General features: G+C 63.6%; 23 protein-coding genes and 1 pseudogene. 19 read left to right on the top strand and 5 right to left on the bottom strand.

The genetic code is table 11. From position 1 onward, the window contains the following. The first annotated feature begins 28 nt into the window (after positions 1-28). From JNC62_RS09660 to JNC62_RS09705, 10 genes are all read left to right on the top strand, one after another. Positions 29-1,378, top strand: a complete 1,350-nt coding sequence (locus tag JNC62_RS09660) for a pyruvate dehydrogenase complex E1 component subunit beta (RefSeq protein WP_374838389.1) — start codon at positions 29-31, stop codon at positions 1,376-1,378. A 15-nt stretch (positions 1,379-1,393) separates the two neighbouring features. Beyond that, positions 1,394-2,737 carry a pyruvate dehydrogenase complex dihydrolipoamide acetyltransferase gene (locus tag JNC62_RS09665; protein WP_374838198.1) on the top strand — a complete coding sequence of 448 codons (1,344 nt, stop codon included), beginning with the start codon at positions 1,394-1,396 and terminating at the stop codon, positions 2,735-2,737. An 80-nt stretch (positions 2,738-2,817) separates the two neighbouring features. Next, positions 2,818-3,255 carry an endonuclease domain-containing protein gene (locus JNC62_RS09670; RefSeq protein ID WP_374838200.1) on the top strand — a complete coding sequence of 146 codons (438 nt, stop codon included), beginning with the start codon at positions 2,818-2,820 and terminating at the stop codon, positions 3,253-3,255. Continuing rightward, on the top strand, positions 3,252-3,893 hold the full coding sequence (locus JNC62_RS09675; protein WP_374838202.1) for an SGNH/GDSL hydrolase family protein: 642 nt from the start codon (positions 3,252-3,254) through the stop codon (positions 3,891-3,893). Before JNC62_RS09670 ends, JNC62_RS09675 begins: the two co-directional genes overlap by 4 nt. 81 nt (positions 3,894-3,974) lie before the next feature. Next, entirely contained in the window at positions 3,975-4,235 is a 261-nt protein-coding gene (locus JNC62_RS09680; protein WP_374838204.1) for an HP1242/YdcH family protein, read from the top strand. An 89-nt stretch (positions 4,236-4,324) separates the two neighbouring features. Continuing rightward, entirely contained in the window at positions 4,325-5,770 is a 1,446-nt protein-coding gene (gene lpdA, locus JNC62_RS09685) for a dihydrolipoyl dehydrogenase (RefSeq protein ID WP_374838206.1), read from the top strand. Positions 5,771-6,106: 336 nt separating this feature from the next. After that, complete coding sequence (locus tag JNC62_RS09690) at positions 6,107-6,352, top strand: GlsB/YeaQ/YmgE family stress response membrane protein (RefSeq protein WP_374838208.1); 246 nt, start codon at positions 6,107-6,109, stop codon at positions 6,350-6,352. A gap of 38 nt (positions 6,353-6,390) precedes the next feature. After that, positions 6,391-7,362 carry a lipoyl synthase gene (gene lipA, locus JNC62_RS09695; RefSeq protein ID WP_374838210.1) on the top strand — a complete coding sequence of 324 codons (972 nt, stop codon included), beginning with the start codon at positions 6,391-6,393 and terminating at the stop codon, positions 7,360-7,362. A 155-nt stretch (positions 7,363-7,517) separates the two neighbouring features. Then, positions 7,518-8,927: a pyridoxal phosphate-dependent decarboxylase family protein gene (locus tag JNC62_RS09700; protein WP_374838211.1), complete on the top strand. Its 1,410-nt coding sequence runs from the start codon at positions 7,518-7,520 to the stop codon at positions 8,925-8,927. A 73-nt stretch (positions 8,928-9,000) separates the two neighbouring features. After that, positions 9,001-9,450, top strand: coding sequence for a type II toxin-antitoxin system RatA family toxin (locus JNC62_RS09705; protein WP_374838213.1), 450 nt, complete (start codon positions 9,001-9,003; stop codon positions 9,448-9,450). Positions 9,451-9,502: 52 nt separating this feature from the next. Here JNC62_RS09705 and JNC62_RS09710 read toward each other — a convergent pair whose 3' ends face one another. Together JNC62_RS09710 and JNC62_RS09715 are read right to left on the bottom strand one after the other, a co-directional pair. Further along, positions 9,503-9,997 (bottom strand): CinA family protein, encoded by a 495-nt coding sequence (locus JNC62_RS09710; RefSeq protein ID WP_374838391.1) that lies wholly within the window; start codon positions 9,995-9,997, stop codon positions 9,503-9,505. A 2-nt stretch (positions 9,998-9,999) separates the two neighbouring features. After that, positions 10,000-11,232, bottom strand: coding sequence for a bifunctional 2-C-methyl-D-erythritol 4-phosphate cytidylyltransferase/2-C-methyl-D-erythritol 2,4-cyclodiphosphate synthase (locus JNC62_RS09715; protein WP_374838215.1), 1,233 nt, complete (start codon positions 11,230-11,232; stop codon positions 10,000-10,002). A gap of 132 nt (positions 11,233-11,364) precedes the next feature. Between JNC62_RS09715 and dusB the strand changes: the two genes are divergently transcribed. The 9 genes and pseudogenes from dusB to hflX all read left to right on the top strand — a co-directional run bounded on the left by dusB (position 11,365) and on the right by hflX (position 22,828). Next, positions 11,365-12,387: a tRNA dihydrouridine synthase DusB gene (dusB, locus tag JNC62_RS09720; RefSeq protein WP_374838217.1), complete on the top strand. Its 1,023-nt coding sequence runs from the start codon at positions 11,365-11,367 to the stop codon at positions 12,385-12,387. Next, positions 12,384-13,533 (top strand): annotated as a pseudogene (locus JNC62_RS09725) (two-component system sensor histidine kinase NtrB). Before dusB ends, JNC62_RS09725 begins: the two are co-directional and overlap by 4 nt. After that, the gene (gene ntrC, locus JNC62_RS09730) at positions 13,530-14,984 is read left to right on the top strand and encodes a nitrogen regulation protein NR(I) (RefSeq protein ID WP_374838219.1); all 1,455 of its coding nucleotides are present in this window, start codon (positions 13,530-13,532) and stop codon (positions 14,982-14,984) included. The pseudogene JNC62_RS09725 and the gene ntrC overlap by 4 nt, the downstream one beginning before the upstream one ends. Before the next feature lie 183 nt (positions 14,985-15,167). Continuing rightward, positions 15,168-17,438, top strand: a complete 2,271-nt coding sequence (locus JNC62_RS09735) for a sensor histidine kinase NtrY-like (RefSeq protein ID WP_374838221.1) — start codon at positions 15,168-15,170, stop codon at positions 17,436-17,438. Further along, the gene (gene ntrX / locus JNC62_RS09740) at positions 17,428-18,792 is read left to right on the top strand and encodes a nitrogen assimilation response regulator NtrX (RefSeq protein WP_374838222.1); all 1,365 of its coding nucleotides are present in this window, start codon (positions 17,428-17,430) and stop codon (positions 18,790-18,792) included. Before JNC62_RS09735 ends, ntrX begins: the two co-directional genes overlap by 11 nt. 27 nt (positions 18,793-18,819) lie before the next feature. Continuing rightward, positions 18,820-20,196, top strand: a complete 1,377-nt coding sequence (trkA, locus tag JNC62_RS09745) for a Trk system potassium transporter TrkA (RefSeq protein ID WP_374838224.1) — start codon at positions 18,820-18,822, stop codon at positions 20,194-20,196. Positions 20,197-20,214: 18 nt separating this feature from the next. Beyond that, on the top strand, positions 20,215-21,078 hold the full coding sequence (locus JNC62_RS09750) for a D-amino-acid transaminase (protein ID WP_374838226.1): 864 nt from the start codon (positions 20,215-20,217) through the stop codon (positions 21,076-21,078). A 110-nt stretch (positions 21,079-21,188) separates the two neighbouring features. Beyond that, entirely contained in the window at positions 21,189-21,431 is a 243-nt protein-coding gene (hfq, locus tag JNC62_RS09755; protein WP_310420496.1) for an RNA chaperone Hfq, read from the top strand. Between the two features lie 44 nt (positions 21,432-21,475). Further along, the gene (gene hflX / locus JNC62_RS09760) at positions 21,476-22,828 is read left to right on the top strand and encodes a GTPase HflX (RefSeq protein ID WP_374838393.1); all 1,353 of its coding nucleotides are present in this window, start codon (positions 21,476-21,478) and stop codon (positions 22,826-22,828) included. A 21-nt stretch (positions 22,829-22,849) separates the two neighbouring features. Here the strand turns inward: hflX and mazG are convergent, their stop codons facing one another. From mazG to JNC62_RS09775, 3 genes are read right to left on the bottom strand one after another with little or no spacing between them, the layout of a single operon-like run. Further along, a complete protein-coding gene (gene mazG / locus JNC62_RS09765; protein WP_374838228.1) occupies positions 22,850-23,680 on the bottom strand; it encodes a nucleoside triphosphate pyrophosphohydrolase in 831 nt (276 codons plus the stop codon). A 22-nt stretch (positions 23,681-23,702) separates the two neighbouring features. After that, positions 23,703-24,335 carry a deaminase gene (locus JNC62_RS09770; protein WP_374838230.1) on the bottom strand — a complete coding sequence of 211 codons (633 nt, stop codon included), beginning with the start codon at positions 24,333-24,335 and terminating at the stop codon, positions 23,703-23,705. 31 nt (positions 24,336-24,366) lie between these two features. Beyond that, entirely contained in the window at positions 24,367-25,758 is a 1,392-nt protein-coding gene (locus tag JNC62_RS09775; protein ID WP_374838231.1) for a GGDEF domain-containing protein, read from the bottom strand. Positions 25,759-25,968: the final 210 nt, after the last annotated feature.

Consider the following 25,968-nt stretch of genomic DNA (forward strand, 5'->3'; position numbering starts at 1 on the left):
TATTCTCATGCCCGCCCTGTCGCCGACGATGGAAGAGGGCACGCTGTCCAAGTGGCTCAAGAAGGAAGGCGAAGCCGTCAAGGCCGGCGACGTGATCGCCGAGATCGAAACCGACAAGGCAACCATGGAAGTGGAAGCCGTCGACGAGGGGACGATCGCCAAGATCGTCGTTCCGGCCGGCACTGAAAACGTCAAGGTCAATGCGCTTATCGCCGTGCTTGCGGCCGACGGCGAAGACGTCGATCAGCTCGGCAAGGGCGTCGGCGAGGAAAAGGTGCAGCCTGTAAAGGTCGACGACGCGCCGGCGGCCGCCAAGGTTGTGCCGGCCGCAATTACCGTCCCGGCCCAGCCGATCGCGCCGGTCGCCGCCGATCCGGACATTCCGGCCGGCACGGAAATGGTCTCGATCACCGTTCGCGAGGCGCTGCGTGACGCCATGGCCGAGGAAATGCGCCGCGACGACGACGTCTTCGTCATGGGCGAGGAAGTGGCCGAGTACCAGGGCGCCTACAAGATCACCCAGGGCCTGTTGCAGGAGTTCGGCGCCCGTCGGGTGATCGACACGCCGATCACCGAGCACGGCTTCGCCGGCGTCGGGGTTGGCGCGGCGATGACCGGCCTGAAGCCGATCGTCGAGTTCATGACCTTCAACTTCGCCATGCAGGCGATCGACCAGATCGTCAACTCGGCGGCAAAGACCCTCTACATGTCGGGCGGCCAGATGGGCGCGCCGATTGTATTCCGCGGTCCGAGCGGCGCGGCCGCCCGCGTCGCCGCCCAGCACTCGCAGTGCTATGCCGCCTGGTATAGCCACATTCCGGGCCTCAAGGTCGTCATGCCCTACACGGCAGCTGACGCCAAGGGCCTGCTGAAAGCTGCGATCCGCGACCCGAACCCGGTGATCTTCCTCGAGAACGAGATCCTCTACGGCCAGCACTTCGATGTGCCGAAGCTCGACGATTTCGTGCTGCCGATCGGCAAGGCTCGCATCCATCGTTCCGGCAAGGACGCCACCATCGTCTCCTTCGGCATCGGCATGACCTATGCGACGAAGGCGGTCGCCGAGCTGGAGAAGGAAGGCATCGACGTCGAGCTGATCGACCTGCGCACCATCCGCCCGATGGACCTGCCGACGGTCATCGAATCGGTCAAGAAGACCGGCCGTCTCGTCACCGTCGAGGAAGGTTTCCCGCAGAGTTCGGTTGGCACGGAGATCGCCACCCGCGTCATGCAGCAGGCCTTCGACTATCTCGACGCGCCGATCCTGACGATTGCCGGCAAGGACGTGCCGATGCCGTATGCGGCCAACCTCGAGAAGCTGGCGCTGCCGAGCGTCGGCGAGGTCGTCGAGGCGGTGAAAACCGTCTGTTACAAGTAAGGGGAGGGCGGAGACATGCCGATCAACATCACCATGCCCGCCCTGTCGCCGACCATGGAGGAGGGCAATCTCTCCAAGTGGCTCGTCAAGGAAGGCGACACCATCAAGGCCGGCGATGTGATCGCCGAGATCGAGACCGACAAGGCGACCATGGAAGTGGAAGCCGTCGATGAGGGCACGATCGCCAGGATCGTCGTTCCGGCCGGTACCGAGGGCGTCAAGGTCAATTCGCTGATCGCGGTGCTCGCCGCCGAGGGTGAGGACGTCAAGGCGGCGGCGAGTGCTGCCGGCAACGGCTGGGCACCCGCTCCAAAGGCAGAAGCGGCCGCATCCGCGGCGGTGCCGGCACAGGCGGCACCAAGCGCCCCTGCCGCATCGGCCGCGTCTGCGGCGCCCTTTGCCGCCCCGGCCAAGGTCGACGGCAACCGCACCTTCTCTTCGCCGCTGGCCCGTCGTCTCGCCAGGGAAGCGGGCATCGACATCGCGGCGGTCACCGGCTCCGGTCCGCATGGCCGCGTTGTCAAGGCCGACGTCGAAGCGGCGGTTGCCGGTGGCGGAGCGAAGAAGGTTGCCGCCGCGCCGGCCGCGGCTGCCGCTGTACCGGCAGCCCTTGCCAAGGGCCCGTCCGACGAGGCCGTGCTCAAGCTGTTCGAGGAAGGCTCCTACGAGCTCGTGCCGCATGACGGCATGCGCAAGACGATCGCCCGCCGCCTCGTCGAATCCAAGCAGACCGTTCCGCACTTCTACGTCTCGGTTGATTGCGAGCTCGATGCGCTGATGGCGCTGCGTGCGCAGATCAATGCGGCCGCCCCCGAGCGGGACGGCAAGCCGGCCTACAAGCTGTCGGTCAACGACATGGTCATCAAGGCCATGGCACTGGCACTTCGGGATGTTCCGGACGCCAACGTCTCCTGGACCGAGTCCGCGATGGTCAAGCACAAGCATTCCGACGTCGGCGTCGCCGTGTCGATCCCGGGCGGCCTGATCACGCCGATCATCCGGCACGCGGAAACGAAGAGCCTGTCGGCCATCTCCAACGAGATGAAGGACCTCGGCAAGCGCGCCAAGGAACGCAAGCTGAAGCCGGAAGAGTACCAGGGCGGCACCACCTCGGTGTCCAACATGGGCATGATGGGCGTGAAGAACTTTGCCGCCGTCATCAACCCGCCGCATGCGACGATCCTCGCGGTCGGTGCGGGTGAGGAGCGCGTTGTCGTGAAGAGCGGCCAGATGGTCATTGTCCAGGCGATGACGGTGACGCTCTCGACCGACCACCGCTGCGTCGACGGCGCACTCGGGGCCGAGCTTCTGCAGGCCTTCAAACGCTACATCGAGAATCCGATGGGGATGCTGGTTTAATGCCTTTTCCCTCCCCCTTGCGGGGAGGGTGTCCGCGCAGCGGACGGGTGGGGGTGCCGACGAGGGGGAGACAGCCAGCCATGGCGTGGAATCGTGAGAATCCGAAGCCAGCCAGCCGGGAGGCTATAAGGAACGCGCCGCGCTTGCGTCGGTCCTTGACTGACGCGGAACGTCGGCTCTGGACTGCCCTTCGCAAAGAGTTGCCGGAGGTGCCGGGCACGCATTTCCGACGCCAGGTGCCGATCGGTGGTTACGTAGCGGATTTCGTTTGCATGGGAAGACGTCTCATCATCGAAATGGATGGCGAGATCCATGCGGACCCGCAACAAAAGAGACGGGATGCGGAACGTGATGCCTATCTTCGGGCTCAGGACTTTCGGGTCATTCGAATCAAGAACCGTGATGTGATGCTGGATATGAAAGCCGTTCTTAGAACGATAACGGTCGAGCTCGGGGGATACACCCCCACCCCTAGCCCCTCCCCGCAAGGGGGAGGGGTACGAGGAGCCTCTGAATGAAAACCGTCCTCTGCTACGGCGACAGCCTCACCTGGGGCTATGACGCGGAGACGCTCGGGCGCCATGCGCCGGAGGACCGCTGGCCGAGCGTCCTGCAGAAGGCGCTCGCGCGCGAGGTGCAGGTGATCGCCGAGGGGCTGAACGGCCGGACCACCGCCTATGACGACCATCTCGCCGATTGCGACCGCAACGGCGCCCGCATCCTGCCGACCATTCTGCACAGCCACGACCCGATCGACCTCGTCATCATCCTGCTCGGCGCCAACGACATGAAGCCGACGGTCTGCGGCACGGCCTTCGGCGCGGTTCAGGGCATGGAGCGGCTGGTTGAATTGGTGCGGCACCACGCCTGGTCGTTCGACAGCGAGGAGCGGCCGGACATCCTGATTGTCGCGCCGCCGCCGCTCTGCGAAACGGCCAACACCGCCTTTGCGGCGATGTTTGCCGGCGGCGTCGAGCAGTCGGCGATGCTGGCGACGCTCTATGCGGATCTGGCCGACGAGAAGGGCTGCGGCTTCTTCGACGCGGGTTCGGTGGCACGGACGACGCCGCTCGACGGCGTGCATCTGGATGCGGAAAACACGCGGGCGATTGGCCGGGGGCTCGAGCCGGTCGTGCGCATGATGCTGGGGCTTTGATGACGATGTTTGATGGAGATCAAGGAGTTACCCATTTGGCAGTCTAGGCTTGCGGCATCGACTTGAAAAGGAGATGCGACCATGCCGAACACACCGCACCAGCTGGCAGAGGAATTCCCGGACTATGTCGGCAAGATCCGGCACTTGCGGGAGACAGACGGGCACTTTCGCCGCATCACGGATGAATATGAGGTGGTGAACCGAGGGATCCACCGGGCCGAAACGAACATCGAGCCTGCGGACGACTTCCACATGGCGGACATGCGGAAGGAGCGGATGCGGCTCAAGGATGAAATCTACGGGATGCTGACGCGGCTGGAAGCTGCCGACACGCATCCCTGAGGACCGGAGATGCTTCCGCTCCTCGGACAACGACGGTGGTGCCTTCAACGGAAGACGCCCACAGAAGATAAAGAGGAGTGGAAGCGCTCATGGCGAACGCCTACGACGTCATCGTTATCGGTTCGGGTCCCGGTGGCTATATCGCCGCGATCCGCGCCGCCCAGCTCGGCCTCAAGACGGCGATCGTCGAGCGCGAGCACCTGGCCGGCATCTGCTCCAACTGGGGCTGCATCCCGACCAAAGCGCTGTTGCGCTCGGCCGAAATCTTCCATTACGCGAAGCATCCGGGCGATTACGGCATCAAGATCGACGGCACGGTGACGCCGGACCTGAAGGCGATCGTCGCCCGCTCGCGCGGCATTGCCCAGCGGATGAACGGCGGCGTCGGCTTCTTGATGAAGAAGAACAAGGTCGACATCATTTGGGGCGAGGCAAAACTGACCAAGCCCGGCGAGATCGTCGTATCGAAGTCCTCGAAGAAGCCGGTCGAGCCGCAGGCGCCGCTGCCGAAGAATGTCCTGCCGGAAGGCACTTACACCGCCAAGCACATCATCATCGCCACCGGGGCGCGCCCGCGTGCGCTGCCCGGCATCGAGCCGGACGGCAAGCTGATCTGGACCTATTTCGAGGCGATGAAGCCGGAGGACATGCCGAAGTCGCTGCTCGTCATGGGGTCCGGCGCGATCGGCATCGAGTTCGCCTCGTTCTACCGCACGCTCGGCGTCGAGGTGACGGTGGTGGAGGTCATGCCGAGCGTCATGCCGGTCGAGGATGCGGAAATCTCCGCGTTTGCCAAGAAGCAGTTCGAAAAGCAGGGCATGAAGATCCACCTGGAGGCCAAGGTCACCAAGGTGGAGAAGGCCGCCAATTCGATCACCGCTCATGTCGAGATGAAGGACGGCAAGGTCGAGAAGATCACGGCCGACCGGATGATTTCCGCGGTCGGCGTTCAGGCCAACATCGAAAACATCGGGCTGGAAGCACTCGGCGTGAAGACCGACCGCGGCTTCATCGCCATCGACGGCTACGGCAAGACCAACGTGCCGGGCATCTACGCGATCGGCGACGTCGCCGGCCCGCCGATGCTTGCGCATAAGGCCGAGCACGAGGCGGTGATCTGCGTCGAGAAGATCGCCGGCCTTCCGAACGTGCATCCGATGGACAAGCTGAAGATCCCCGGCTGCACCTACTGCCACCCGCAGGTCGCCTCGGTCGGGCTGACCGAAGCCAAGGCGAAGGAACTGGGCCGCGACATCCGCGTCGGCCGCTTCCCCTTCGTCGCCAACGGCAAGGCGATCGCGCTGGGCGAGGATCAGGGCATGGTCAAGACGATCTTTGACAAGAAGACCGGCGAGCTGCTCGGCGCCCATCTGGTCGGCGCGGAAGTGACCGAACTGATCCAGGGCTTCGTCGTCGCCATGAACCTGGAGACGACCGAGGAAGAGTTGATGCACACGATCTTCCCGCACCCGACGATCTCTGAAACGATGAAGGAAAGCGTTCTCGATGCCTATGGACGGGCGCTGAACGCCTGAAACGGGCGGCCGGTGAGATGGTTGCGCCTTGGTCGACTGCAGCTTTCTTGCCAGAGGCGTGCGAAGGGGCATGGCGATGGCCCGACCGCTCCCGTCATCCCGGATTTGATCCGGTATCCAGCGGCGCCGCGTCTGCGGCGCGGAAGGTACTTTGTTCGCGCAAGGACTTGCGCGGTCTGGATGCCGGATCAAGTCCGGCATGACGGTGGGTGGGGTGCTGGCTGGCGCGATATGCGCGCTGAAGGATGAGATGCGGCACGGCGTGCCAATGCGTTCCCTCAGCGCGACAAGCAAGGGCAGTCGCCACAGCGCGGACGAACGGGAAGGGAGGCTTGAATGCAGGTGGGCTGGATTGCTGGGATCATCATTGGCGGCGTGGCCGGATGGCTCGCCGGCAAGCTGATGGACCTCCGCTTCGGTGTCTTGATGAACATCGTCATCGGCATGGTCGGCGCCGTGCTGGCGAATGCGATCTTCGATCGGGCCGGCATCCATGTCGCCAGCGGTTGGCTGGGTTACCTCGTGCAGGGTTTCGTCGGCTCCTGCATTCTGTTATTCCTCGCGAAACTCGTCAGGCGTTGACGGCTTTTCGCAGCACGGTCGGTTAAAGGCAGGTATTTATGGTCACGATTCTTGACAGGACCAATGGCGATGAACCGCGTGTCCGTCATCCGGAAAAGGCGCATCGCCCCGACACCGAAGTGCTGCGCAAGCCCGAATGGATCCGCGTCAAGGCGCCCGTTTCGAAGGGCTACCAGGAGACGCGCTCAATCGTGAAGGAAAACAAGCTGGTGACGGTCTGCGAGGAAGCGGGCTGCCCCAACATTGGCGAGTGCTGGGACAAGAAGCATGCCACCTTCATGATCATGGGCGAGATCTGCACGCGCGCATGCGCGTTCTGCAATGTTTCGACCGGCAAGCCGAACGCGCTCGATCAGGACGAGCCCGAGAACGTCGCCAAGGCCGTCAAGCAGATGGGCCTGTCGCACGTCGTCATCACCTCCGTCGACCGCGACGATCTCGATGATGGTGGCGCCGAGCATTTCGAGAAGGTGATCTTTGCGATCCGCGCCGCTTCGCCGGCGACGACGATCGAGATCCTGACCCCAGACTTCCTGAAGAAGCCCGGCGCGCTGGAGCGCGTGGTTGCCGCCAAGCCGGACGTCTTCAACCACAACATGGAGACGGTCGCCGGCAACTACCTGACCGTCCGGCCGGGTGCGCGCTATTTCCACTCGATCCGGCTGCTGCAGCGGGTGAAGGAGCTCGACCCGACCATGTTTACCAAGTCCGGCATCATGGTCGGCCTCGGCGAGGAGCGCAACGAGGTGCTGCAGTTGATGGACGACCTGCGCACCGCCGACGTCGACTTCCTGACGATCGGCCAGTACCTGCAGCCGACCCGCAAGCACCACAAGGTGGAGAGGTTCGTCACCCCGGAGGAGTTCAAGTCCTATGAGACGGTTGCCTACACCAAGGGCTTTCTGATGGTCTCCGCCAGCCCGCTGACGCGCTCGTCCCACCATGCCGGCGACGATTTCGCCCGGCTGAAGGTTGCCCGCGAGAAGAAGCTTCTCGCCGCAGCGGAGTAATTTTCGATCTGCAAGTTGATGCGGGCCGTGGTTGTGAAACTGCGGCCCGCATCCTTTTGGCTGAGCCGGTTGTCTGCCAAGGCCTGCGGGCGTAGGCTGCCGGTGTCGCCTCTCGCTGGCGGCAAGTTATCGGTTTGTCCGCCAGGAGGTTGCGGATGGATATCGAGGCCCTGTTCCGACAGGCGGCAGACGAGGCCGCCCGGTATCGCAATTCCGTTCCCGATCGGCTGCATCGACCCGGTCAGGACTACGCGGCGGCATCGGCGGCATTCGAGGAGCCCTTGCCCGAGGCCATGTCCGAGCCGTGTGCGATCCTTGAAGCGCTGGTGGCGCGGGCGGAACCCGGCCTGCACCTGATGACCGGCCCCCGCTTCTTCGGCTGGGTGATCGGGGGCTCGCATCCCGTCGGCGTCGCCGCCGACATGCTCACCTCCGCCTGGGGCCAGAATGCCGGAAACCATTCCGCGGCCCCGGCCGCTTCTGCCGCCGAGGCGATTTCCGCGCGGTGGCTGCTCGAGCTGCTCGAACTGCCGCGGGAGAGCTCGGTCGGCTTCGTCACCGGCGCGACGGTCGCAAATTTCACCTGTCTGGCGGCGGCGCGCGGCGAAGTGCTGCGCGGGCAGGGCTGGGATGTCGACGCGCAAGGGCTGTTCGGCGCCCCGCCGATCACCGTGCTGATCGGCGACGACGCGCACACCACCGTGTTTTCGGCCTTGCAGTTTCTCGGTCTTGGACGGGAGCGGGTCATCAGGATCGCAACCGATGAGGAAGGGCGCGTTCGACCGGATGCGTTCGTGACGGCGCTGGCAGCCATCGAAGGGCCGGCCATTGCCATTTTCCAGGCCGGTCAGATCAACACCGGCGCCTTCGACAGTTTTGCCGAATTGATCCCTGCCGCGAAGGCAAAGGGCGCCTGGGTGCATGTCGATGGTGCCTTCGGTCTCTGGGCGCGAGCCTGTCCTGCCAAATGCCCGCTCGCGGCCGGCATCGAAATGGCCGACAGCTGGGCGACGGACGGGCACAAGTGGCTGCAGACACCCTACGACTGTGGTTATGCGATCGTGCGGGACGAACTTGCGCACCGGCGCGCCATGACGATTGCCGCCAGCTATCTGCCGCTGGCGCAGGCCGGCGAGCGGGACCCCTCCCATTACGTGCCAGAATTGTCGCGCCGCGCCCGCGGCTTTGCCACCTGGGCGATGATGAAGCATCTCGGTCGCAGCGGCATTGCCGAGCTCGTGGCGAGAAACTGCCACGCCGCAGCCGAAATCGCCCGCATGCTTGCGGCCCGCGACGGCATCCGCGTGCTGAACAAGGTGCAGCTCAACCAGGTGATTGTCCGCTTCGGCGACGGCCTCGCCCCGGACGCGGCCGACCGGATGACGCAGGATGTGGTTGCCCTGCTGCAGAAGGAGGGGCAGATCTTCGCCGGCGGTGCTGCGTGGCGTGGCCGCCAGGTGATGCGGATATCCGTTTCGAACTACCAGACCGACGAGGACCAGGCCGAGATCGCGGCGGAAGTCATCCTCGCGGCCTATGCAAGGGTGTCGTCCGGGATGGCTTGAGCGGTTGGGGCAATGCGACGCTTCTTCGCCGGACCATCTTGTTTCGCGGCCTGTGTTTGAATATCTGGTCAGCATGCCCAAGTTTGAAACACACCGTCCCGTCCCGCATACGCCCGAGCAGATGTACGCCCTCGTTGCCGACGTTGAGCGGTACCCCGAGTTCCTGCCGTTCTGCGAGGGGCTAGTCGTGCGCTCGCGCAAGGAGCGGGACGGAAAGGAGCTTCTGATCGCCGATATGACGGTCGGCTACAAGGCGATCCGGGAAACGTTCACGACGCAGGTGCTTCTTCACCATGCCGAGCTTGCGATTGACGTGAAATACATCGACGGCCCGTTTCGCTATCTCGACAATCGCTGGCGGTTCGAGCCGCGTGGCGAGGGTGGCTGCAACGTCCACTTCTTCATCGATTACGAGTTCAAGAGCCGCATCCTCGGCGCCTTGATGGGGTCGATGTTCGACCGGGCCTTCCACATGTTCTCAGAAGCCTTCGAGAAGCGCGCGGGGACGATCTACCGAAGCTGAACACCCGGCAGGCTGCCATGCCGTCGGCGGTGACGGGCATCCGGCAGAGGCTTCAGTTGGCGCCGAGGTCCAGAAGCATGGCCAGCGCACTTCGTACCGTGGCAAGCCGGATCTGCTGCCGGCCGATGTCGCCGTAACGCATTTCCAGATGCCGGCATTCGCTGTTGCGCCGGGCTGCGGCGAGATGAACGAGTCCGACCGGCTTGTTGGCCGAACCGCCCGCGGGGCCGGCGATGCCGGTGACGGCCACGGCGATGTCCGCTTCGGAGCCGGCCAGCGCGCCACGGACCATTTCAAGCGCAGTTTCGCGCGACACGGCCCCATGCGCCGCGAGCGTTTTCTCCGATACGGCGAGCAGCTTGATCTTGGCGCGGTTGGAATAGGTGACGAAACCGCAGTCCACGACACTGGACGATCCCGGTATCTCGGTCAGCAGTGCGGCGATGAGGCCGCCGGTACAGGATTCGGCCGTCGCCGCCCGAAGCCCGCGCGCGCTCCAGTCCTCCACCAGTCTTCGCGCTGTCTCCTCGAGGTCGGCGGGCCACATGGTCATAGCTGCGGGCTCCGGTAGACGACGGTGGCGGTGGCGATCGCTGCGATGCCCTCGCGGCGGCCGATGAAGCCGACCCTTTCGTTGGTCGTCGCCTTCACCGAGCAGCGATCGAGGCTGATCCCCAGCATGTCGGCTAGGTTCTTCCGCATTTCCTCGCGGCGCGGGCCGATCTTCGGCGCTTCCGCGATCAGCGAGACGTCCGCATTCATGATCACGCCGCCCCTGTCGCGCACGATCTTCGCCGCATGTTCGAGAAAGATGCGCGACGCGGCGCCCTTCCATTGTGGATCGGAGGGCGGGAAGTGGTCGCCGATGTCGCCGGCGCCGCAGGTGGCAAGCAGGGCGTCCGTCAGCGCGTGCAGCGCCACGTCCGCGTCGGAATGGCCTGAAAGTTTCTGGTCGTGCGGCAGGAAGATGCCGCAGAGCGTCACGCCGTCCCCATCGACCAACTGGTGGACGTCGTAGCCGTTGCCGGTGCGCACGTCGGGCAGGGCGGTTGCGGAAAGGCGCGCGTCGGCCATGGCGATATCCTTTTGTAGCGTCAGCTTGACGTTGTCGATGGCGCCTTCGACCAGGCGGACCGGGATTGCGGCCCACTCGGCAATTGCTGCGTCATCGGTAAAATCGTCGCGCCCGCTGGCGGCGGCGCGCCGATGGGCGTCCAGAATGGTGGCAAAATGAAAGGCCTGCGGCGTCTGTGCTGCAAACAGACCGGCGCGCGGCACCGTTTCGGCAACAAGACCATCGCCATCCGCGCGTTTCAGCGTATCGGTGACGGGAATGGCGGGGAGCACGGCGCGGTCGCCTGCGACAAGGGCCGTTTCGATCCGCCGAAGCAGATCCGCATCGACGAAGGGGCGGACGGCATCCTGAATGAGAACGTGGGTGATGTCGGATCCGGCGAGCGCCTCAAGTCCGGCGAGGACGGATTGTTGCCTCGTCCGGCCGCCAATGACCGTGCGGATGCGTGCCTCGCCGTGCGCCACGCGGGCAAGAGCGTTGGCAAACAGGTCTCTGTCGTCGGGATGGATGACGACAATGACGTCCCGGGCCGGGCGCCAGTTGATGAAGGCTTCCAGCGTGTGCGTGATCACTGGCTTGCCACCGATGCTGCGGTATTGCTTCGGGCCATCCGGGTGAGACCCCGCCCGTTCTCCGCGTCCCGCGGCGACGACGATCACGCCGCACGAGAGCCTGCTGTTCTCGCCCATGCCCTGCCACTTCCTCATTCAGGTGTTTCGGCCGGTTTAGACCGTTCGTCGCAACAAGGCCAGCGATATGCGGAAAATTGCGGGTGACGGTCGAAACGACTTGGCAAGTCGAAATCGACTGGCTAAAAATAGTGCATAACCTCCCTCTGCATGAAAGATGAGCATTTGATTCAGGCGGATCTCTCGGCACCCCTGACGATCGGCAATCAGACCCTGCGCAATCGCGTCGTGCTGGCGCCGATGTCGGGCGTGACCGACCTGCCGTTCCGTGAACTCGCGTGGCGCTTTGGCGCGGGCCTCGTGGTTACCGAGATGGTGGCAAGTCGCGAACTTGCCGGCAATGCGCCTGAGTCCTGGGCGCGGATCCGCAATCGCGGAATTCGCCCGCACATGGTTCAACTCGCCGGCCGCGACGCGCACTGGATGGCCGAGGCGGCGCGCCTTGCGGAGGCAAGCGGCGCCGACATTATCGACATCAACATGGGCTGCCCGGCCAAGAAGGTCATCGGCGGCTACTCCGGTTCGGCGCTGATGCGCGAGCCTGACCACGCCCTGCGCCTGATCGAGGCCACCGTTGGAGCCGTCAAGGTGCCGGTGACGGTGAAGATGCGGCTCGGCTGGGACCATGACAGCCTGAACGCGCCGGACATTGCCGCGCGCGCCGAGGGCGCCGGCGTGCAAATGATCACCGTGCATGGCCGCACCCGCATGCAGTTCTATGAGGGCAGGGCGGACTGGGACGCGATCCGCGCGGTTCGCGATCGGATCACGGTGCCACTGATCGCCAATGGTGATGTGGACACGGCGGAAGACGCCGCGGACATCCTGAGCCGGTCCGGCGCGGATGCCGTCATGGTCGGCAGGTCTGCGCAGGGGCGGCCATGGCACCCCGCCGTGCTCGCGGGAGCCTGTGATGAACCGACCCGGGCGCAGCGCGCCGAGACCGCCGTGGAGCATTACCGGATGATGCTGGATTTCTACGGCCCCGTCGCCGGCCTGCGCCACGCGCGAAAGCACGTCGGCTGGTACCTGGAGCGCCATGCTCCCTGGCTGGAGCGCACGGAAAAGGCGGCGCTGATGACATCGACCGACGGCGAATTCGTCGCAACCCGATTGGCCGAAGCCCTGATCGCGCCCGGCGGGCCGGCGACGCTGGAAGAGAAGGCGGCATGAGCGGCGCGGGCAGTAAAGAACAGTTCGACGGCAACGGGCTGGCTCTGGCGGTGTTGAACGCGATGCAGCACCCCGTCATCCTGGTCGACGAAGCCGGTCACATCGCCTTCGCCAACTGGGAAGCGGAGTCGTTCTTCGGGGCAAGCGCCAGCCATTTGTCGCGGCATGAATTCAGCAATTTCATTCCCTTCGGAAGTCCTCTTCTGACATTGATTGAACAAGTCAGGGAGCGCCGGGCGCCGGTCAACGAGTACCGTGTGGATCTGAGTTCGCCACGACTCGGGGCCGACAAGCTGGTCGATCTCTACGTCGCGCCGGTCACCAGTGAACCCGGCTCGGTCGTCGTCGTCCTGCAGGAGCGGTCGATGGCCGACAAGATCGACCGGCAGTTGACCCACCGCGGCGCGGCCCGGTCCGTTACCGGGCTTGCGTCAATGCTCGCGCACGAGATCAAGAACCCGCTTTCGGGCATTCGTGGCGCGGCACAGATCCTGGAGACGTCCGTGTTGGACGAGGACCGGCCGCTGACGCGGCTGATCTGCGATGAGACCGATCGCATCGTGTCGCTTGTCGATCGCATGGAGGTTTTCTCGGACGAGCGTCCGGTCGACCGTGTCGCGCTGAACATTCATGCCGTCCTTGATCACGTGAAGGCAGTGGCGCGCGCCGGTTTCGCCCGCAACGTCAAGATCACTGAGAACTACGACCCATCCCTTCCACCGGTCTTCGCCAACCGCGACCAGCTGGTTCAGGTGTTCCTCAACCTGATCAAGAATGCGGCGGAGGCGATCGGCGACAGGTCGGAGGGGGAGATCCTGCTGACGACCGCGTACCGGCCGGGCATCCGGTTGTCGGTGCCGGGAACGCGGGAAAAGGTGTCGCTGCCGCTCGAATTCTGCGTGCACGACAACGGGCCAGGCGTGCCGCCAGACCTGCTGCCGCACCTGTTCGACCCCTTCATCACGACCAAGACCAACGGATCGGGTCTCGGTCTGGCGCTCGTCGCCAAGATCATCGGCGGTCACGGCGGCATCATCGAATGCGACAGCCAGGGCCACCGCACGACCTTCCGCGTGCTGATGCCGGCATCGAAGGGTGGCAGCGAGGATGACGATCTCTCCCGAGAACAAAGGAACTAGCAGATGACAGGCGCCACAGTCCTTGTTGCCGATGACGATGCGGCGATCAGAACCGTTCTCAACCAGGCGCTAAGCAGAGCAGGCTACGATGTTCGGATTACCTCCAACGCCGCAACCCTGTGGCGATGGATCGCCGCCGGCGAGGGCGACATCGTCGTGACCGATGTCGTCATGCCCGACGAGAATGCCTTCGACCTGCTGCCAAGGATCAAGAAGGCGCGCCCCGATCTGCCGGTTCTGGTGATGAGCGCCCAGAACACCTTCATGACCGCGATCAAGGCGTCTGAACGCGGCGCCTATGACTACCTGCCCAAGCCCTTCGATCTGACCGAACTGATCGCGATCATCGGGCGCGCGCTGGCCGAGCCGAAGAAAAGGCCGGCGAGACCGGATGACGACCTGCAGGATGGCATGCCGCTGGTGGGGCGCTCGGCGGCGATGCAGGAAATCTATCGGGTGCTGGCGCGGCTGATGCAGACGGACCTGACGCTGATGATCACCGGCGAATCCGGGACGGGCAAGGAACTGGTCGCGCGCGCCCTGCACGACTATGGCAAGCGCCGCAATGGACCCTTTGTTGCGATCAATATGGCGGCGATCCCGCGTGACCTGATCGAGTCGGAACTGTTTGGCCATGAGAAAGGCGCCTTCACCGGCGCGCAGAACCGCTCGACCGGCCGCTTCGAGCAGGCCGAGGGCGGCACGCTGTTTCTCGACGAGATCGGCGACATGCCGATGGACGCGCAGACGCGGTTGCTGCGGGTGCTCCAGCAGGGCGAATATACGACCGTGGGCGGGCGCACGCCGATCCGCACCGACGTCCGGATCGTCGCCGCCACCAACAAGGACCTCAAGCAGTCGATCAATCAGGGGTTGTTTCGAGAGGATCTCTACTATCGGCTGAACGTCGTGCCGCTGCGGCTCCCTCCGCTGCGCGACCGGTCGGAAGACATCCCCGACCTCGTTCGCTATTTCGTCCAGCAGGCCGAAAAAGAGGGACTCGATGCCAAGCGATTCGATCAGGAGGCGCTGGATTTGCTGAAGGCGCATCCCTGGCCTGGCAACGTGCGGGAACTGGAGAACGTTGTCCGCCGCCTCACCGCGCTTTATCCACAGGATGTGATTACAAGCGAAATCATCGAATCCGAGCTTCGCGCGGATATTCCCGATAGCCCGATCGAGAAATCCGCGCCCCGCAATGGCGCTCTCACGATCGCCCAGGCGGTCGAAGAGAACATGCGCCGGTATTTTGCCAGTTTCGGCGATGGCTTGCCGCCGCCCGGGCTCTACGACCGCGTTCTCGCCGAGATGGAATACCCCCTCATCCTTGCCGCGCTGACGGCCACCCGGGGCAACCAGATCAAGGCGGCCGATCTTCTCGGCCTCAACCGGAATACGCTTCGCAAGAAGATCCGGGAACTGGGTGTCTCGGTCTATCGCAGCTCCCGCCTGGCTTGACTTCGCGTCGGTCCGCGTTGCATTTTCGCCACATTGTGTTGCTTGGTGGTAACAGATGCGGCGGTGGCGAATAGGCTGAGTCTCTCCGCCGTTTCCCATGCAGATCAGCGGTCGCCGCTGGTCGCGGGGCGTCAAAGCGGACGAGGGCCCGGTCGGTCTCGATCGGTGGAGCGAGTGCAGCGAATGGATGAGAATGCGACGTCGATCGAGGGCGGCGACGACAGTGCCGGCAATACGCGCGACCGCAGGGCATCGTTCGCACTCCCGGGCCTCCTGCTTGCCGGCGGGGCGCTGATTGCGGCGACGCTGTCGCTCTTTATCCTGCTCGGTCTGACGCCGATCAAGCCGGTGACGAATGTCATCATTGCTTCTGTGGCGGTGAATGCGCTGTTCGTCCTTGGCCTGATGATCCTGATCGGCCGCGAGATCGTGCGGCTTTTGCGGGCCAGGTCGCGCGGACGCGCTGCTGCCCGGCTGCACGTGCGCATCGTTGCGCTGTTTTCGATCGTGGCGATCACTCCGGCCATTCTCGTAGCGATTTTTGCGTCGATCACGCTCGATGTCGGGCTCGATCGGTGGTTTTCCATCAGGACGCAATCGATCGTCAGCTCTTCGCTGAATGTGGCGCAGGCCTATGTGCTGGAAAACGCCAGCTACCTGCAGGGCCAGACCGTCTCGATGTCGAACGATCTGGAACGCAACCGGCAGCTCTACAGCCTCGACCGCACCGGCTTCACCGATCTGATGACGCGGCAGGCCCGCGGCCGAGGCATGCTGGGCGCGTTCCTGGTGCGCGGCGACGGCACGCTGATCCTGCGGGCAAACATACCGACCGACAAGCCGCTGCCGACGGTACCGGACGAGGCCCTGAAGGCGGCGGCAGCAGGCCAGCCGACGCTGATTCCACCGGGGACCACCAACCTCGTCGGCGCCGTCATCAAGATCGACAACATTCCGGACACCTATCTCTACACGGTGCGGACGGTCGATCCGGAAGTGATGCGCTCCATGCGGCTGATGGAGGACAACACCGCCGAATACCGCGCGCTGGAGGCCGGGCGGACTTCGCTCCAGGTCGCCTTCGCCGTGCTCTATCTCGGCTTCGCGCTCATCGTGCTGCTCGCGGCGATCTGGACTGCGATTGCCGTGGCCGATCGGATCGTGCGGCCGATACGCCTGCTGATCGGTGCCGCGGACGCCGTTGCTGCCGGCAATCTCGACGTCGAGGTGCCGGTGAAGAGCGCCGATGGCGATGTCGGCAGCCTGTCGCGAACCTTCAACAAGATGATCGCCGAGATCCGCGCCCAGCAGGGCCAGATCCTCGACGCCAAGGACGAGATGGATCATCGCCGCCGCTTCATCGAGGCCGTTCTGTCCGGCGTTACGGCTGCCGTGATCGGTGTCGAAGAGGGGGGAAGACTGACGATCGCCAACTCGTCGGCCGAGCAGTTGTTCGGTCGCAGCGCTGGAACGCTGGTCGGTGCGCGCCTGGCAGAGATAGCGCCCGAAGTGGATGCCGTGCTGCAGGAGGCCTCGCATCGCTACCGCAACGACCATCGCCGGCAGATCAACATCATGCGCGGCGGCACCGAACGCACGCTGAACGTGCAGGTGACGCGCGAGGAGACGAAGGACGCGGTCGAATCCTATGTCATCACGATCGACGACATTACCGATCTCGTCATCGCGCAGCGCTCCACCGCCTGGGCAGACGTGGCCCGAAGGATCGCCCACGAGATCAAGAACCCGCTGACGCCGATCCAGTTGTCGGCGGAGCGGATCAAACGGCGCTACGGCAAGCAGATCGACCAGGAAGACCGCGCCGTCTTCGACCAGTGCACCGACACGATCGTGCGGCAGGTGGAGGACATTGGCCGGATGGTCGACGAGTTCTCGGCGTTTGCCCGCATGCCGAAGCCGACCAAGGACAAGTCCGATCTGCGGGCAATCCTCAAGGATGCCGTGTTCCTGCGGGAGATGGGCAACAGCCATGTCGCCTTCCTGAAGGAATTCGGCGACGAGCCTCTTATCGGCAATTTCGATGCCCGCATGCTCGGGCAGGCCTTCGGCAACGTCATCAAGAACGCGGTCGAGGCGATCGAGGCGCTGGCGGCGGACGCGCAGCGTGGCGAGCGCAAAGTGCTCGTTCGGGCACGCCGGGAGGAGAGCGGCCATTTCGTCGTCGACATTGTCGACAACGGCAAAGGCCTGCCGACCGAGAACCGGCACCGGATACTCGAACCCTACATGACGATGCGCGAGAAGGGTACGGGCCTCGGCCTCGCAATCGTGAAGAAGATTATCGAAGACCACGGTGGACAACTCGAATTGCACGATGCTCCGCCGGACTTCGACCACGGCCATGGGGCAATGATCCGTGTGATCCTGCCCGTCGAGGACAAAATGGCCGTCGATGCGGATGAAACTGACAAGGAACTGACCCATGGCCTCTGACATTCTGGTGGTGGACGACGAAGAGGATATTCGCGAAATCGTGTCCGGGATTCTGTCCGACGAGGGCCACGAGACGCGGACCGCCTTCGACAGCGACAGCGCGCTTCAGGCGATCAGCGACCGCCTGCCACGCCTCGTCTTCCTCGACATCTGGATGCAGGGAAGCAAGCTCGACGGGTTGGCGCTGCTCGACGAGATCAAGAGCCGGCATCCGGACTTGCCGGTGGTGATGATTTCCGGCCACGGCAATATCGAGACCGCGGTTTCGGCCATCCGTCGCGGCGCCTACGACTTTATCGAGAAGCCGTTCAAGGCGGATCGACTGATTCTGATCGCCGAGCGCGCGCTCGAGAACTCCAAGCTGAAGCGCGAAGTGACGGAACTGAAGCGGCGCTCCGGCGATGCGGTGGAACTGATCGGCACATCGGTGGCGGTGTCGCAACTGCGCCAGACGATCGACAAGGTCGCCCCGACCAACAGCCGCATCATGATCCTCGGACCCTCCGGCGCCGGCAAGGAACTGGTGGCGCGGATGATCCATCGCAAGTCGACGCGCGCCGGCGGGCCTTTCGTGGTGCTCAACGCCGCGGCGATCACGCCGGAGCGGATGGAAATCGCGCTGTTCGGCACCGAGGGAGGGGGCGGCCAGCAACGCAAGACGGGCGTGCTCGAGGAAGCCCATGGCGGCATTCTCTATCTCGACGAGATCGGCGAGATGCCGCGCGAGACCCAGAACAAGATTCTTCGTGTTCTCGTCGACCAGCAGTTCGAGCGCGTCGGTGGCTCCAAGCGGGTGAAAGTCGATGTGCGGATCATTTCCTCGACCGCCTACAACCTGGAGAGCCTGATTGCCGAAGGGGCGTTCCGCGAAGATCTCTATCATCGTCTCGCCGTGGTACCCGTGCGCGTTCCGGCGCTTGCCGAGCGACGTGAGGACATTCCCTTCCTGGTCGACCTGTTCATGCGGCAGATCAGCGAACAGGCCGGCATCCGTGCGCGCAAGATCGGTGAGGACGCGCTTGCCGTCTTGCAGGCACACGACTGGCCGGGCAACATCCGGCAGTTGCGCAACAACATCGAACGGTTGATGATCCTTGCCCGCAGCGATGGCCCGGACAGCCCGATCACCGCCGACATGCTGCCGACCGACGTTGGCGACATGCTGCCGAAGGTGTCTTCGCAAGGCGACCAGCACATCATGACACTGCCGCTGCGCGAGGCTCGCGAAATGTTCGAGCGCGACTATCTGATCGCACAGATCAACCGTTTCGGCGGCAATATTTCACGGACCGCGGAGTTCGTCGGCATGGAGCGGTCCGCGCTCCATCGCAAACTGAAGTCGCTTGGCGTCTAGTTCGGCCGGCACCGCAAGGGGTATAGAATGAAGGTCATCATCTGTGGGGCTGGCCGGGTCGGCTACGGGATTGCCGAACGCCTCTCCCAGGAGGGCAACGACGTTTCGGTGATCGACACCTCGGCGCCGCTCATCTCTGCCATCACCGAGACGCTCGACGTCAGTGGCATTGTCGGCCATGGCGCCTATCCCGACGTGCTCGCCAAGGCGGGGGCCGACGAGGCGGAGATGATCATAGCCGTCACGCTGCACGACGAGATCAACATGGTCGCCTGCCAGGTGGCCCATTCGCTCTTCAAGGTCCCGACCAAGATCGCGCGTATTCGCGCGCAGAACTATCTGGCAACGGAATACTCGGATCTTTTTTCCCGTGACGATGTGCCAATCGATGTGGCGATCTCGCCGGAAATCGAAGTCGGCAAGATGGTGCTGCGGCGCATCTCCTATCCCGGCGCCACCGACGTCGTGCGCTTCGCCGACGACCGGATCGTCATGGTGGCGATCGAGTGCATGGAGGATTGTCCCGTCGTCAATGCCTCGATGCGGCAGTTGACCGATCTGTTTCCGGACCTGAAGGCAACGGTGACGGGAGTATACCGGGACAACCGGCTTTTCGTCCCGCATTCGACCGATGAACTGCAGACCGGTGACCTCGCCTATGTCGTCTGCGAAAACACGCACGTCCGTCGCACCCTTTCGCTGTTCGGCCACGAGGAAAAGGAAGCGGCGCGCATCGTGATTGCCGGCGGCGGCAACATCGGTTTGTTTGTGGCAAAGACGATCGAGGAGTTCCAGCCGAAAACGCGGGTCAAGATCATCGAAAGCGATCGTGAACGCGCGATTCACATCGCAGAACAGTTGAAAAGCGCCGTGGTCCTTCACGGGTCCGCACTGGACCAGAAATTGCTCCAGCAGGCCGAGATCCAGGATGCGGACCTTGTCGTCGCCCTGACCAACAACGATCAGATCAATATTCTCGGCAGCGTGATGGCGAAGAAGCTCGGTTGCAAGCAGAACCTCGTGCTTCTGAACGAGCCATCGTTCCAGGACTTCGCCAAGAGTCTCGGGATCGACGCGCATATCAATCCGCGCGCGGTGACGATGTCCGGCATCCTCCAGCACGTCCGAAAGGGGCGGATCCGCTCGGTTTATGCCGTGCAGCGCGGATCAGCGGAGGTGATCGAGGCTGAGGCGCTGGAGACCTCGCCGCTTGTCGGCGCACCCTTCCGCGAACTCGAACTGCCCGACGGCATCCGCATCGGGGCGATCTATCGCGACGGAACCGTCCTGCGTCCCGATGGCGACATGAAGATCAAGGCCAAGGACCGGGTGGTATTGTTCGCTACGGGTGACGCCGTGCGGCACGTCCAGCAGCTTTTCCGTGTCAGCATTCAATACTTCTAAAGGTTTCAGGCGGTTTTCATGCCACGTTTTGCCTATGTCAACGGAAGATATGTCCGCCACAGCGATGCCGCGGTGCATGTGGAAGATCGCGGGTACCAGTTCGCCGACGGGGTCTACGAGGTGTGCGAGGTGCGGCACGGCCTGATCGTCGACCTGACGCGGCATCTGGACCGCCTTGACCGGTCCTTGCGGGAAATCCGGATCGCCTGGCCCATGACGCGGGCGGCCCTGATATCCGTGGTCCGGGAACTGCTGAGGCGCAACAAGGTCCACAACGGCCTGTTCTATCTGCAGGTGACGCGCGGCGTCGCCCGTCGTGACCATGTCTTTCCCGCCGATGGTACGCCGTCTTCGATCGTCATCACCGCAAGAGCGACCGACCCGCGCATCATCGCGGCCAAGAATGCCAACGGCATCAAGGCGATCACGGTGCCTGAGAACCGATGGGACCGGGTTGACGTGAAAACTGTCGGCCTCTTGCCGAATGTGCTCGCCCGCCAGCAGGCGAAGGAGGAAGGCGCGCAAGAAGCGATCTTCGTCGACGCCGAGGGCTGCGTGAAGGAGGGCGCTGCAACCAATGTCTGGATCGTCGATGGAAACGGTACGCTCCGCACCCGCCCGGCCGACCACGGCATCCTGCGAGGGATCACGCGGACGACATTGATGGAGGTCGCGGAAAAGCTCGAACTCGCGGTCGAGGAACGCCCCTTTACGGTCTCGGAAATGCTGGCGGCACGCGAGGTGTTCATCACGGCCGCAACGAGCATCTGCTTTCCGGTGGTGGAGGTCGACGGAAAGGTCATTGCCAATGGCCACCCAGGCACCACCGCCCAGAAGCTGCGGGAAGCATTTTTCGCCGTTGCGGAGAAGACAGCGATTTGATACCAAATCCGACGGGGGCGGCAAACAGTGTGCTTGTGAGGGCTCCCCGGGCATTTTTGTTTATCAGTCAACCGATCAGCAGGATCGGCAATCAAGAAAGTAGCGGCGCCATGGCGGAACGTTCTCAGAATTTGCAGGACCTTTTCCTTAATACCGTTCGCAAGCAAAAGATTTCCTTGACGATCTTCCTGATCAACGGTGTTAAGTTGACCGGCGTAGTTACGTCGTTCGATAACTTCTGCGTCCTGTTGCGTCGAGACGGTCATTCGCAACTCGTCTACAAGCACGCAATCTCCACCATCATGCCCGGCCAGCCGCTGCAGATGTTCGAGACTGAAGAAAGCGCCTCCTGACAAGGTAACGGCACATTAGCAAGCGAGATACAAGCCAGGAATCCATCGTGCCGGAGCGCGAGAAGCGGCGTGACGATTCGCGCGCAGTGGTCATCGTTCCGGTTTTTAAAAGGGCGAGGGCGGTCGATGCGACCGGGCCTGTCGCGCGGTCAGACGAAGCGCGTCTGGCCGAAGCGATCGGTCTGGCCCGGGCGATCGACCTTGACGTCGTCCACTCGGCGATCGTGGCGGTGGCGCAACCCAAGCCTGGGACGCTGCTCGGCACCGGCAAAATCGAGGAAATCTCGGCTGCGCTCGATGCGAGCGACGCGGGCCTTGTGATTGTCGATCATCCGTTGACGCCGGTGCAACAGCGCAATCTCGAGAAGGAGTGGAACGCGAAGGTCATCGACCGGACCGGCCTGATCCTTGAGATCTTTGGCCGTCGTGCCTCGACCAAGGAAGGCACGCTGCAGGTCGAGCTGGCGCATCTGAACTACCAGAAGGGGCGGTTGGTCCGCAGCTGGACCCACTTGGAACGCCAGCGCGGCGGCGCAGGCTTCATGGGCGGTCCGGGTGAAACGCAGATCGAAGCGGACCGGCGGCTCCTGCAGGAGCGGATCGTGCGTCTGGAGCGCGAACTGGAGCAGGTGCGTCGCACGCGCCAGCTTCACCGCGCCAAGCGCAAGAAGGTGCCGCACCCGATCGTGGCGCTGGTCGGCTACACCAACGCCGGCAAGTCGACGCTCTTCAACCGGATCACCGGCGCGGGGGTGCTGGCCGAGGATATGCTGTTTGCCACGCTCGATCCGACGCTGCGCCGGATGAAGCTGCCGCAGGGCAGGACCGTGATCCTTTCCGATACCGTCGGTTTCATCTCCGACCTGCCGACCCACCTCGTGGCCGCCTTCCGGGCAACGCTGGAAGAAGTTCTGGAAGCCGACCTGATCCTGCACGTGCGCGACATGTCCGATCCGGACAACGGGGCGCAGGCCGGCGACGTGCTGCGGATTCTCGCCGATCTTGGAATCGACGAGAAGGACGGTGCCGAGCGCATCCTGGAGGTCTGGAACAAGATCGACGACCTGCCGCCGGAAGCCCGCGATGCGCTGGTGCAAAAGGCGGGGGCAACGCCGAATACCATCGCGGTGTCCGCACTCACCGGCGAAGGGGTGGACAAGCTTCTGGACGAGGTCAACAGGCGGCTGTCCGGCGTTCTGGTGGATCGCGACGTCGTTCTTCCCGTGGACAAGCTCCAGTTGCTGCCGTGGCTCTACGACCATTCGATCGTGGACGAGCGCGAGGACCTGGAAGACGGCAGCGTCCGCATCACTGTGCGGCTGACGGAAACCGAGGCCGGGGAACTCGACCGCCGCTTGGGGCATGGAGCCCGACGGCCGCTCGAAGATTGGGAATAAGGATTGTCCGGGCGGCGGCGATTAGAGTTGCCGCTCGATCGCCTTCGCCGCCTGCCAAAGCTCCTCCATCCGCTCCAGCGTTGCCGCCTCGAGCGTCTCGCCTGCGGCTTGAAGTTCCGTCTCGATATGGGCGAAGCGGCGGCGAAACTTGGCATTCGTGCCGCGCAGCGCCATCTCGGGATCGGTGTCGGTATGGCGGCCGATGTTGACCACGGCAAAGATCAGGTCGCCCAGTTCGTCCGACACCTTCTTGCGGTCGCCGTGACGAAGCGCCTCGCGCAACTCCCCGATTTCTTCCTCGATCTTGTCGAGAATGGGCTCCGGCTCGGACCAGTCGAAGCCGACCTTGGCGGCCCGTTCCTGTAGCTTCAACGCCTCGACGAGCGCAGGCAGCGAACGCTGCACCGAGCCGAGAAACCCGGGTTCGGTCTCCGGTGGCAGGCCGTGCCTCGCGCGCCGCTCGGCCCGCTCTCGCCGCTCCGCCTGCTTGATCGCATCCCATTGGAGTTTGACTGCTTCGGGCGTGTCTGCGCCGGACCGGTCGAAGACGTGCGGATGGCGACGAATCATCTTGCGCGTCACCGCTTCGACGACGTCGCCGAAGCCGAAATCCCCTGCTTCCTCGGCCATTCGGGCATGAAACACGACCTGTAGCAACAGATCGCCAAGCTCGTCGCAAAGGTCATGCATGTCGCCGCGCTCGATGGCGTCGGCCACCTCATAGGCCTCCTCGATGGTGTAGGGCTTGATCGTCTCGAACGTCTGGACGATATCCCAGGGGCAGCCGGTCTCGGGCTGGCGCAGCGCTGCCATGATATCGACCAGGCCCTTAATGTCGCGGGACGGCTGCATGCTGCTCTCTCCGTGGTGCCGCTCAGTTGAGCGGGATGCTGTTGGTCTCTTTGCCCGACTGATAGATGCCGGAGAGCCGATCATAGGCCGACCTGATCCGTGCCGTTTGTGCCTTCAGCGTGCTTTTGAGGGGTTCGTCCTGCGCCTCGACGAGATCGGCGATGAAATAGGAGTGCCAGAAGGCGTTGTTGCGGCGGTAGCCGCCCGGTTCAAGCCCGAAGACCTCCTTCAGGATCTTCAGGTCATGCGGAATTGCGAAGGCATCGCGTGAGTCCTCGTGACTGAAGAAGGAATAGAAATTGTCGAACCCCGCCCAGGTGATGGCGGACATGCACATCGTGCACGGTTCGTGAGTGGACAGGAAAATCAGGTCCTTGGTGGAGATATCTCCAGCCGTTTCATAAAAGCGCTTCAGCGCATGGACTTCGCCGTGCCAGAGCGGATTTTCCAGCTCGTTGTTCGTTTCGGCGACCACGACCGACAGGTCCGATTTCCGCAGGATCGCGGCGCCGAACACCTTGTTGCCGGCGGCGACCCCACGCTCGGTCAGGGGGAGAATGTCGAATTCGATAACGTCGAGCAGGCGTTTCGGTAGCGTGGCTGCGGTCAAGGCCGGGGATCCTCTGTCAAATGTGGGGACTGTACGGCCGCACATCCTTGAGGGGAAGCGCGAAACGCTCCACCGGCTAGCCGTTAACGACTTTCGGCAATGCCTCTGCGGCCGAAACCCGATTACGCCCGTCCTTCTTCGCCTGATAGAGCGCCTGGTCGGCCGCGTTGATCAGGTGCTGATAGTCGGGGTGGCCGGTGTGGAGCGCCACACCGATCGACACCGTTGCACGGATCGGTGTCGCATCGCCGATCGCGATTTCCGCCCCCATGACAGCGGCGCGCACCCTCTCGGCAACCTCAAGGGCGCCGTCCAGGCCGGTCTCGACCAGGGCGACCAGAAATTCTTCGCCACCATAGCGGAACACGATGTCGGCAGTGCGCGTATTGTCGGCGATGACTTCGGCAATCTGGCGCAGCACGGCGTCGCCGGCTGCATGCCCCCAGGTGTCGTTGACCTGCTTGAAATGGTCGGCATCGATCATCATGACGGAAAGGGGCGTTCCGTGCTGCTGGCACAGCGCGATCTCTCGCCCGAGGATCGACGGCAGAAACTTTCGGCTGAGCGTGCTGGTCAGCGGATCGCGGCCGCCGGCTGCGGCGGAAAGGCTCTGGAACAGGTCCGACAAGAGGAACTTGATCTCTTCGACGCGTGTTTGCAGGCTCGCGACGAGCGGCAGGGCATCCGGTCCGTGCAGGGACGCAAGGCTCGCGATGGTTGGAAGCAGTTGCTCGTCGATCTCCTTCATGGCGGTATCGATGCTGTTGAGCATGATCGATCCCTGGAACATCACGCTGGCGCGGTGACGAAACCATAGACCGAATTCCGATGTCGAGATCGGCTTGAGGGCTGCGCTGCCAGCGCCGCCAAGCAGCCCAAAAATGGTGGATTGGCTCCACTCGAGGAGGGCTGCCCGTTGGCTCTCGCGCTCGACATTGACGTCCTGGCCGAGAGTGAACAGCCGGTATGCCTCCTCGATCTTGGCGCGCTGCGCCACGCCGGTGACATAGGCCTGGCTCATCAGCAGCATGGAGTAGTCGACGATCTCGTTCAGGAGGACGATTGCCGTCGCTCCCTCGCTGTTGCCGTGATTGGCCAGAAGGACCTTGGCCACATCGCTCTTGATCAGGCTCGAGCCTTCGAGAACGAGATGGACCGGGATCTTCATGCGCGCATGCACGTCGCCCATCTTCGCCTGGCGTTCGGCGAAAGTCGTCAGATCCTGTTCGGGGTCAAAGGCCGCCAGCGACAGCATCCAGCGCCGAAGAGAGGGGCTCAGACGATCGACGACCACCGCATGGTTGAGAAACCTTGATGCTTCCTCGTGCTGGAAGAAAACCTCGTAAAACCTTTCGACCAGTCGGTCGACGTGTTCCGTGACGACGTCGGACAGGGTCTGTCGCGCCTTGACGAGGCGGTCTTTTTCACAGGAGTACCAGAGGTTCAGGCATTTCGGAGAGGCATTCATGGCGGACCTTCCCAGTCGTTTGCCCTCTCTAGTAAGAGGGAGTTTCAATTTGATTAAAGAAAGAGTTATCGAACTTTGAGAGGCCCGATCGGCCACGCGCCGGACGGGTTTTAAGATGGGGCGAGGGTTGTTTTGCGCCGCCCGCCGGATCGGTGGAACAGAAATGCATGCCGGCCCGCGCACACGATATTCCGTTTCTTCTTTTGCCGG

Source organism: Mycoplana ramosa (genome assembly GCF_041930185.1).
Taxonomy (GTDB): domain Bacteria; phylum Pseudomonadota; class Alphaproteobacteria; order Rhizobiales; family Rhizobiaceae; genus Mycoplana; species Mycoplana ramosa.

Coding starts and splice junctions, on each gene's coding strand:
- JNC62_RS09670 (WP_374838200.1), top strand. CDS start 2,818: ATGGCGTGGAATCGTGAGAATCCGAAGCCAGCCAGCCGGGAGGCTATA.
- lipA (WP_374838210.1), top strand. CDS start 6,391: ATGGTCACGATTCTTGACAGGACCAATGGCGATGAACCGCGTGTCCGT.
- JNC62_RS09735 (WP_374838221.1), top strand. CDS start 15,168: ATGGATGAGAATGCGACGTCGATCGAGGGCGGCGACGACAGTGCCGGC.
- JNC62_RS09705 (WP_374838213.1), top strand. CDS start 9,001: ATGCCCAAGTTTGAAACACACCGTCCCGTCCCGCATACGCCCGAGCAG.
- JNC62_RS09675 (WP_374838202.1), top strand. CDS start 3,252: ATGAAAACCGTCCTCTGCTACGGCGACAGCCTCACCTGGGGCTATGAC.
- ntrX (WP_374838222.1), top strand. CDS start 17,428: ATGGCCTCTGACATTCTGGTGGTGGACGACGAAGAGGATATTCGCGAA.
- JNC62_RS09770 (WP_374838230.1), bottom strand. CDS start 24,335: ATGTGCGGCCGTACAGTCCCCACATTTGACAGAGGATCCCCGGCCTTG.
- JNC62_RS09710 (WP_374838391.1), bottom strand. CDS start 9,997: ATGTGGCCCGCCGACCTCGAGGAGACAGCGCGAAGACTGGTGGAGGAC.
- lpdA (WP_374838206.1), top strand. CDS start 4,325: ATGGCGAACGCCTACGACGTCATCGTTATCGGTTCGGGTCCCGGTGGC.
- JNC62_RS09680 (WP_374838204.1), top strand. CDS start 3,975: ATGCCGAACACACCGCACCAGCTGGCAGAGGAATTCCCGGACTATGTC.
- JNC62_RS09665 (WP_374838198.1), top strand. CDS start 1,394: ATGCCGATCAACATCACCATGCCCGCCCTGTCGCCGACCATGGAGGAG.
- trkA (WP_374838224.1), top strand. CDS start 18,820: ATGAAGGTCATCATCTGTGGGGCTGGCCGGGTCGGCTACGGGATTGCC.
- ntrC (WP_374838219.1), top strand. CDS start 13,530: ATGACAGGCGCCACAGTCCTTGTTGCCGATGACGATGCGGCGATCAGA.
- mazG (WP_374838228.1), bottom strand. CDS start 23,680: ATGCAGCCGTCCCGCGACATTAAGGGCCTGGTCGATATCATGGCAGCG.
- JNC62_RS09775 (WP_374838231.1), bottom strand. CDS start 25,758: ATGAATGCCTCTCCGAAATGCCTGAACCTCTGGTACTCCTGTGAAAAA.
- JNC62_RS09690 (WP_374838208.1), top strand. CDS start 6,107: ATGCAGGTGGGCTGGATTGCTGGGATCATCATTGGCGGCGTGGCCGGA.
- hfq (WP_310420496.1), top strand. CDS start 21,189: ATGGCGGAACGTTCTCAGAATTTGCAGGACCTTTTCCTTAATACCGTT.
- JNC62_RS09715 (WP_374838215.1), bottom strand. CDS start 11,232: ATGAGGAAGTGGCAGGGCATGGGCGAGAACAGCAGGCTCTCGTGCGGC.
- JNC62_RS09700 (WP_374838211.1), top strand. CDS start 7,518: ATGGATATCGAGGCCCTGTTCCGACAGGCGGCAGACGAGGCCGCCCGG.
- JNC62_RS09750 (WP_374838226.1), top strand. CDS start 20,215: ATGCCACGTTTTGCCTATGTCAACGGAAGATATGTCCGCCACAGCGAT.
- JNC62_RS09660 (WP_374838389.1), top strand. CDS start 29: ATGGAAGAGGGCACGCTGTCCAAGTGGCTCAAGAAGGAAGGCGAAGCC.
- dusB (WP_374838217.1), top strand. CDS start 11,365: ATGAAAGATGAGCATTTGATTCAGGCGGATCTCTCGGCACCCCTGACG.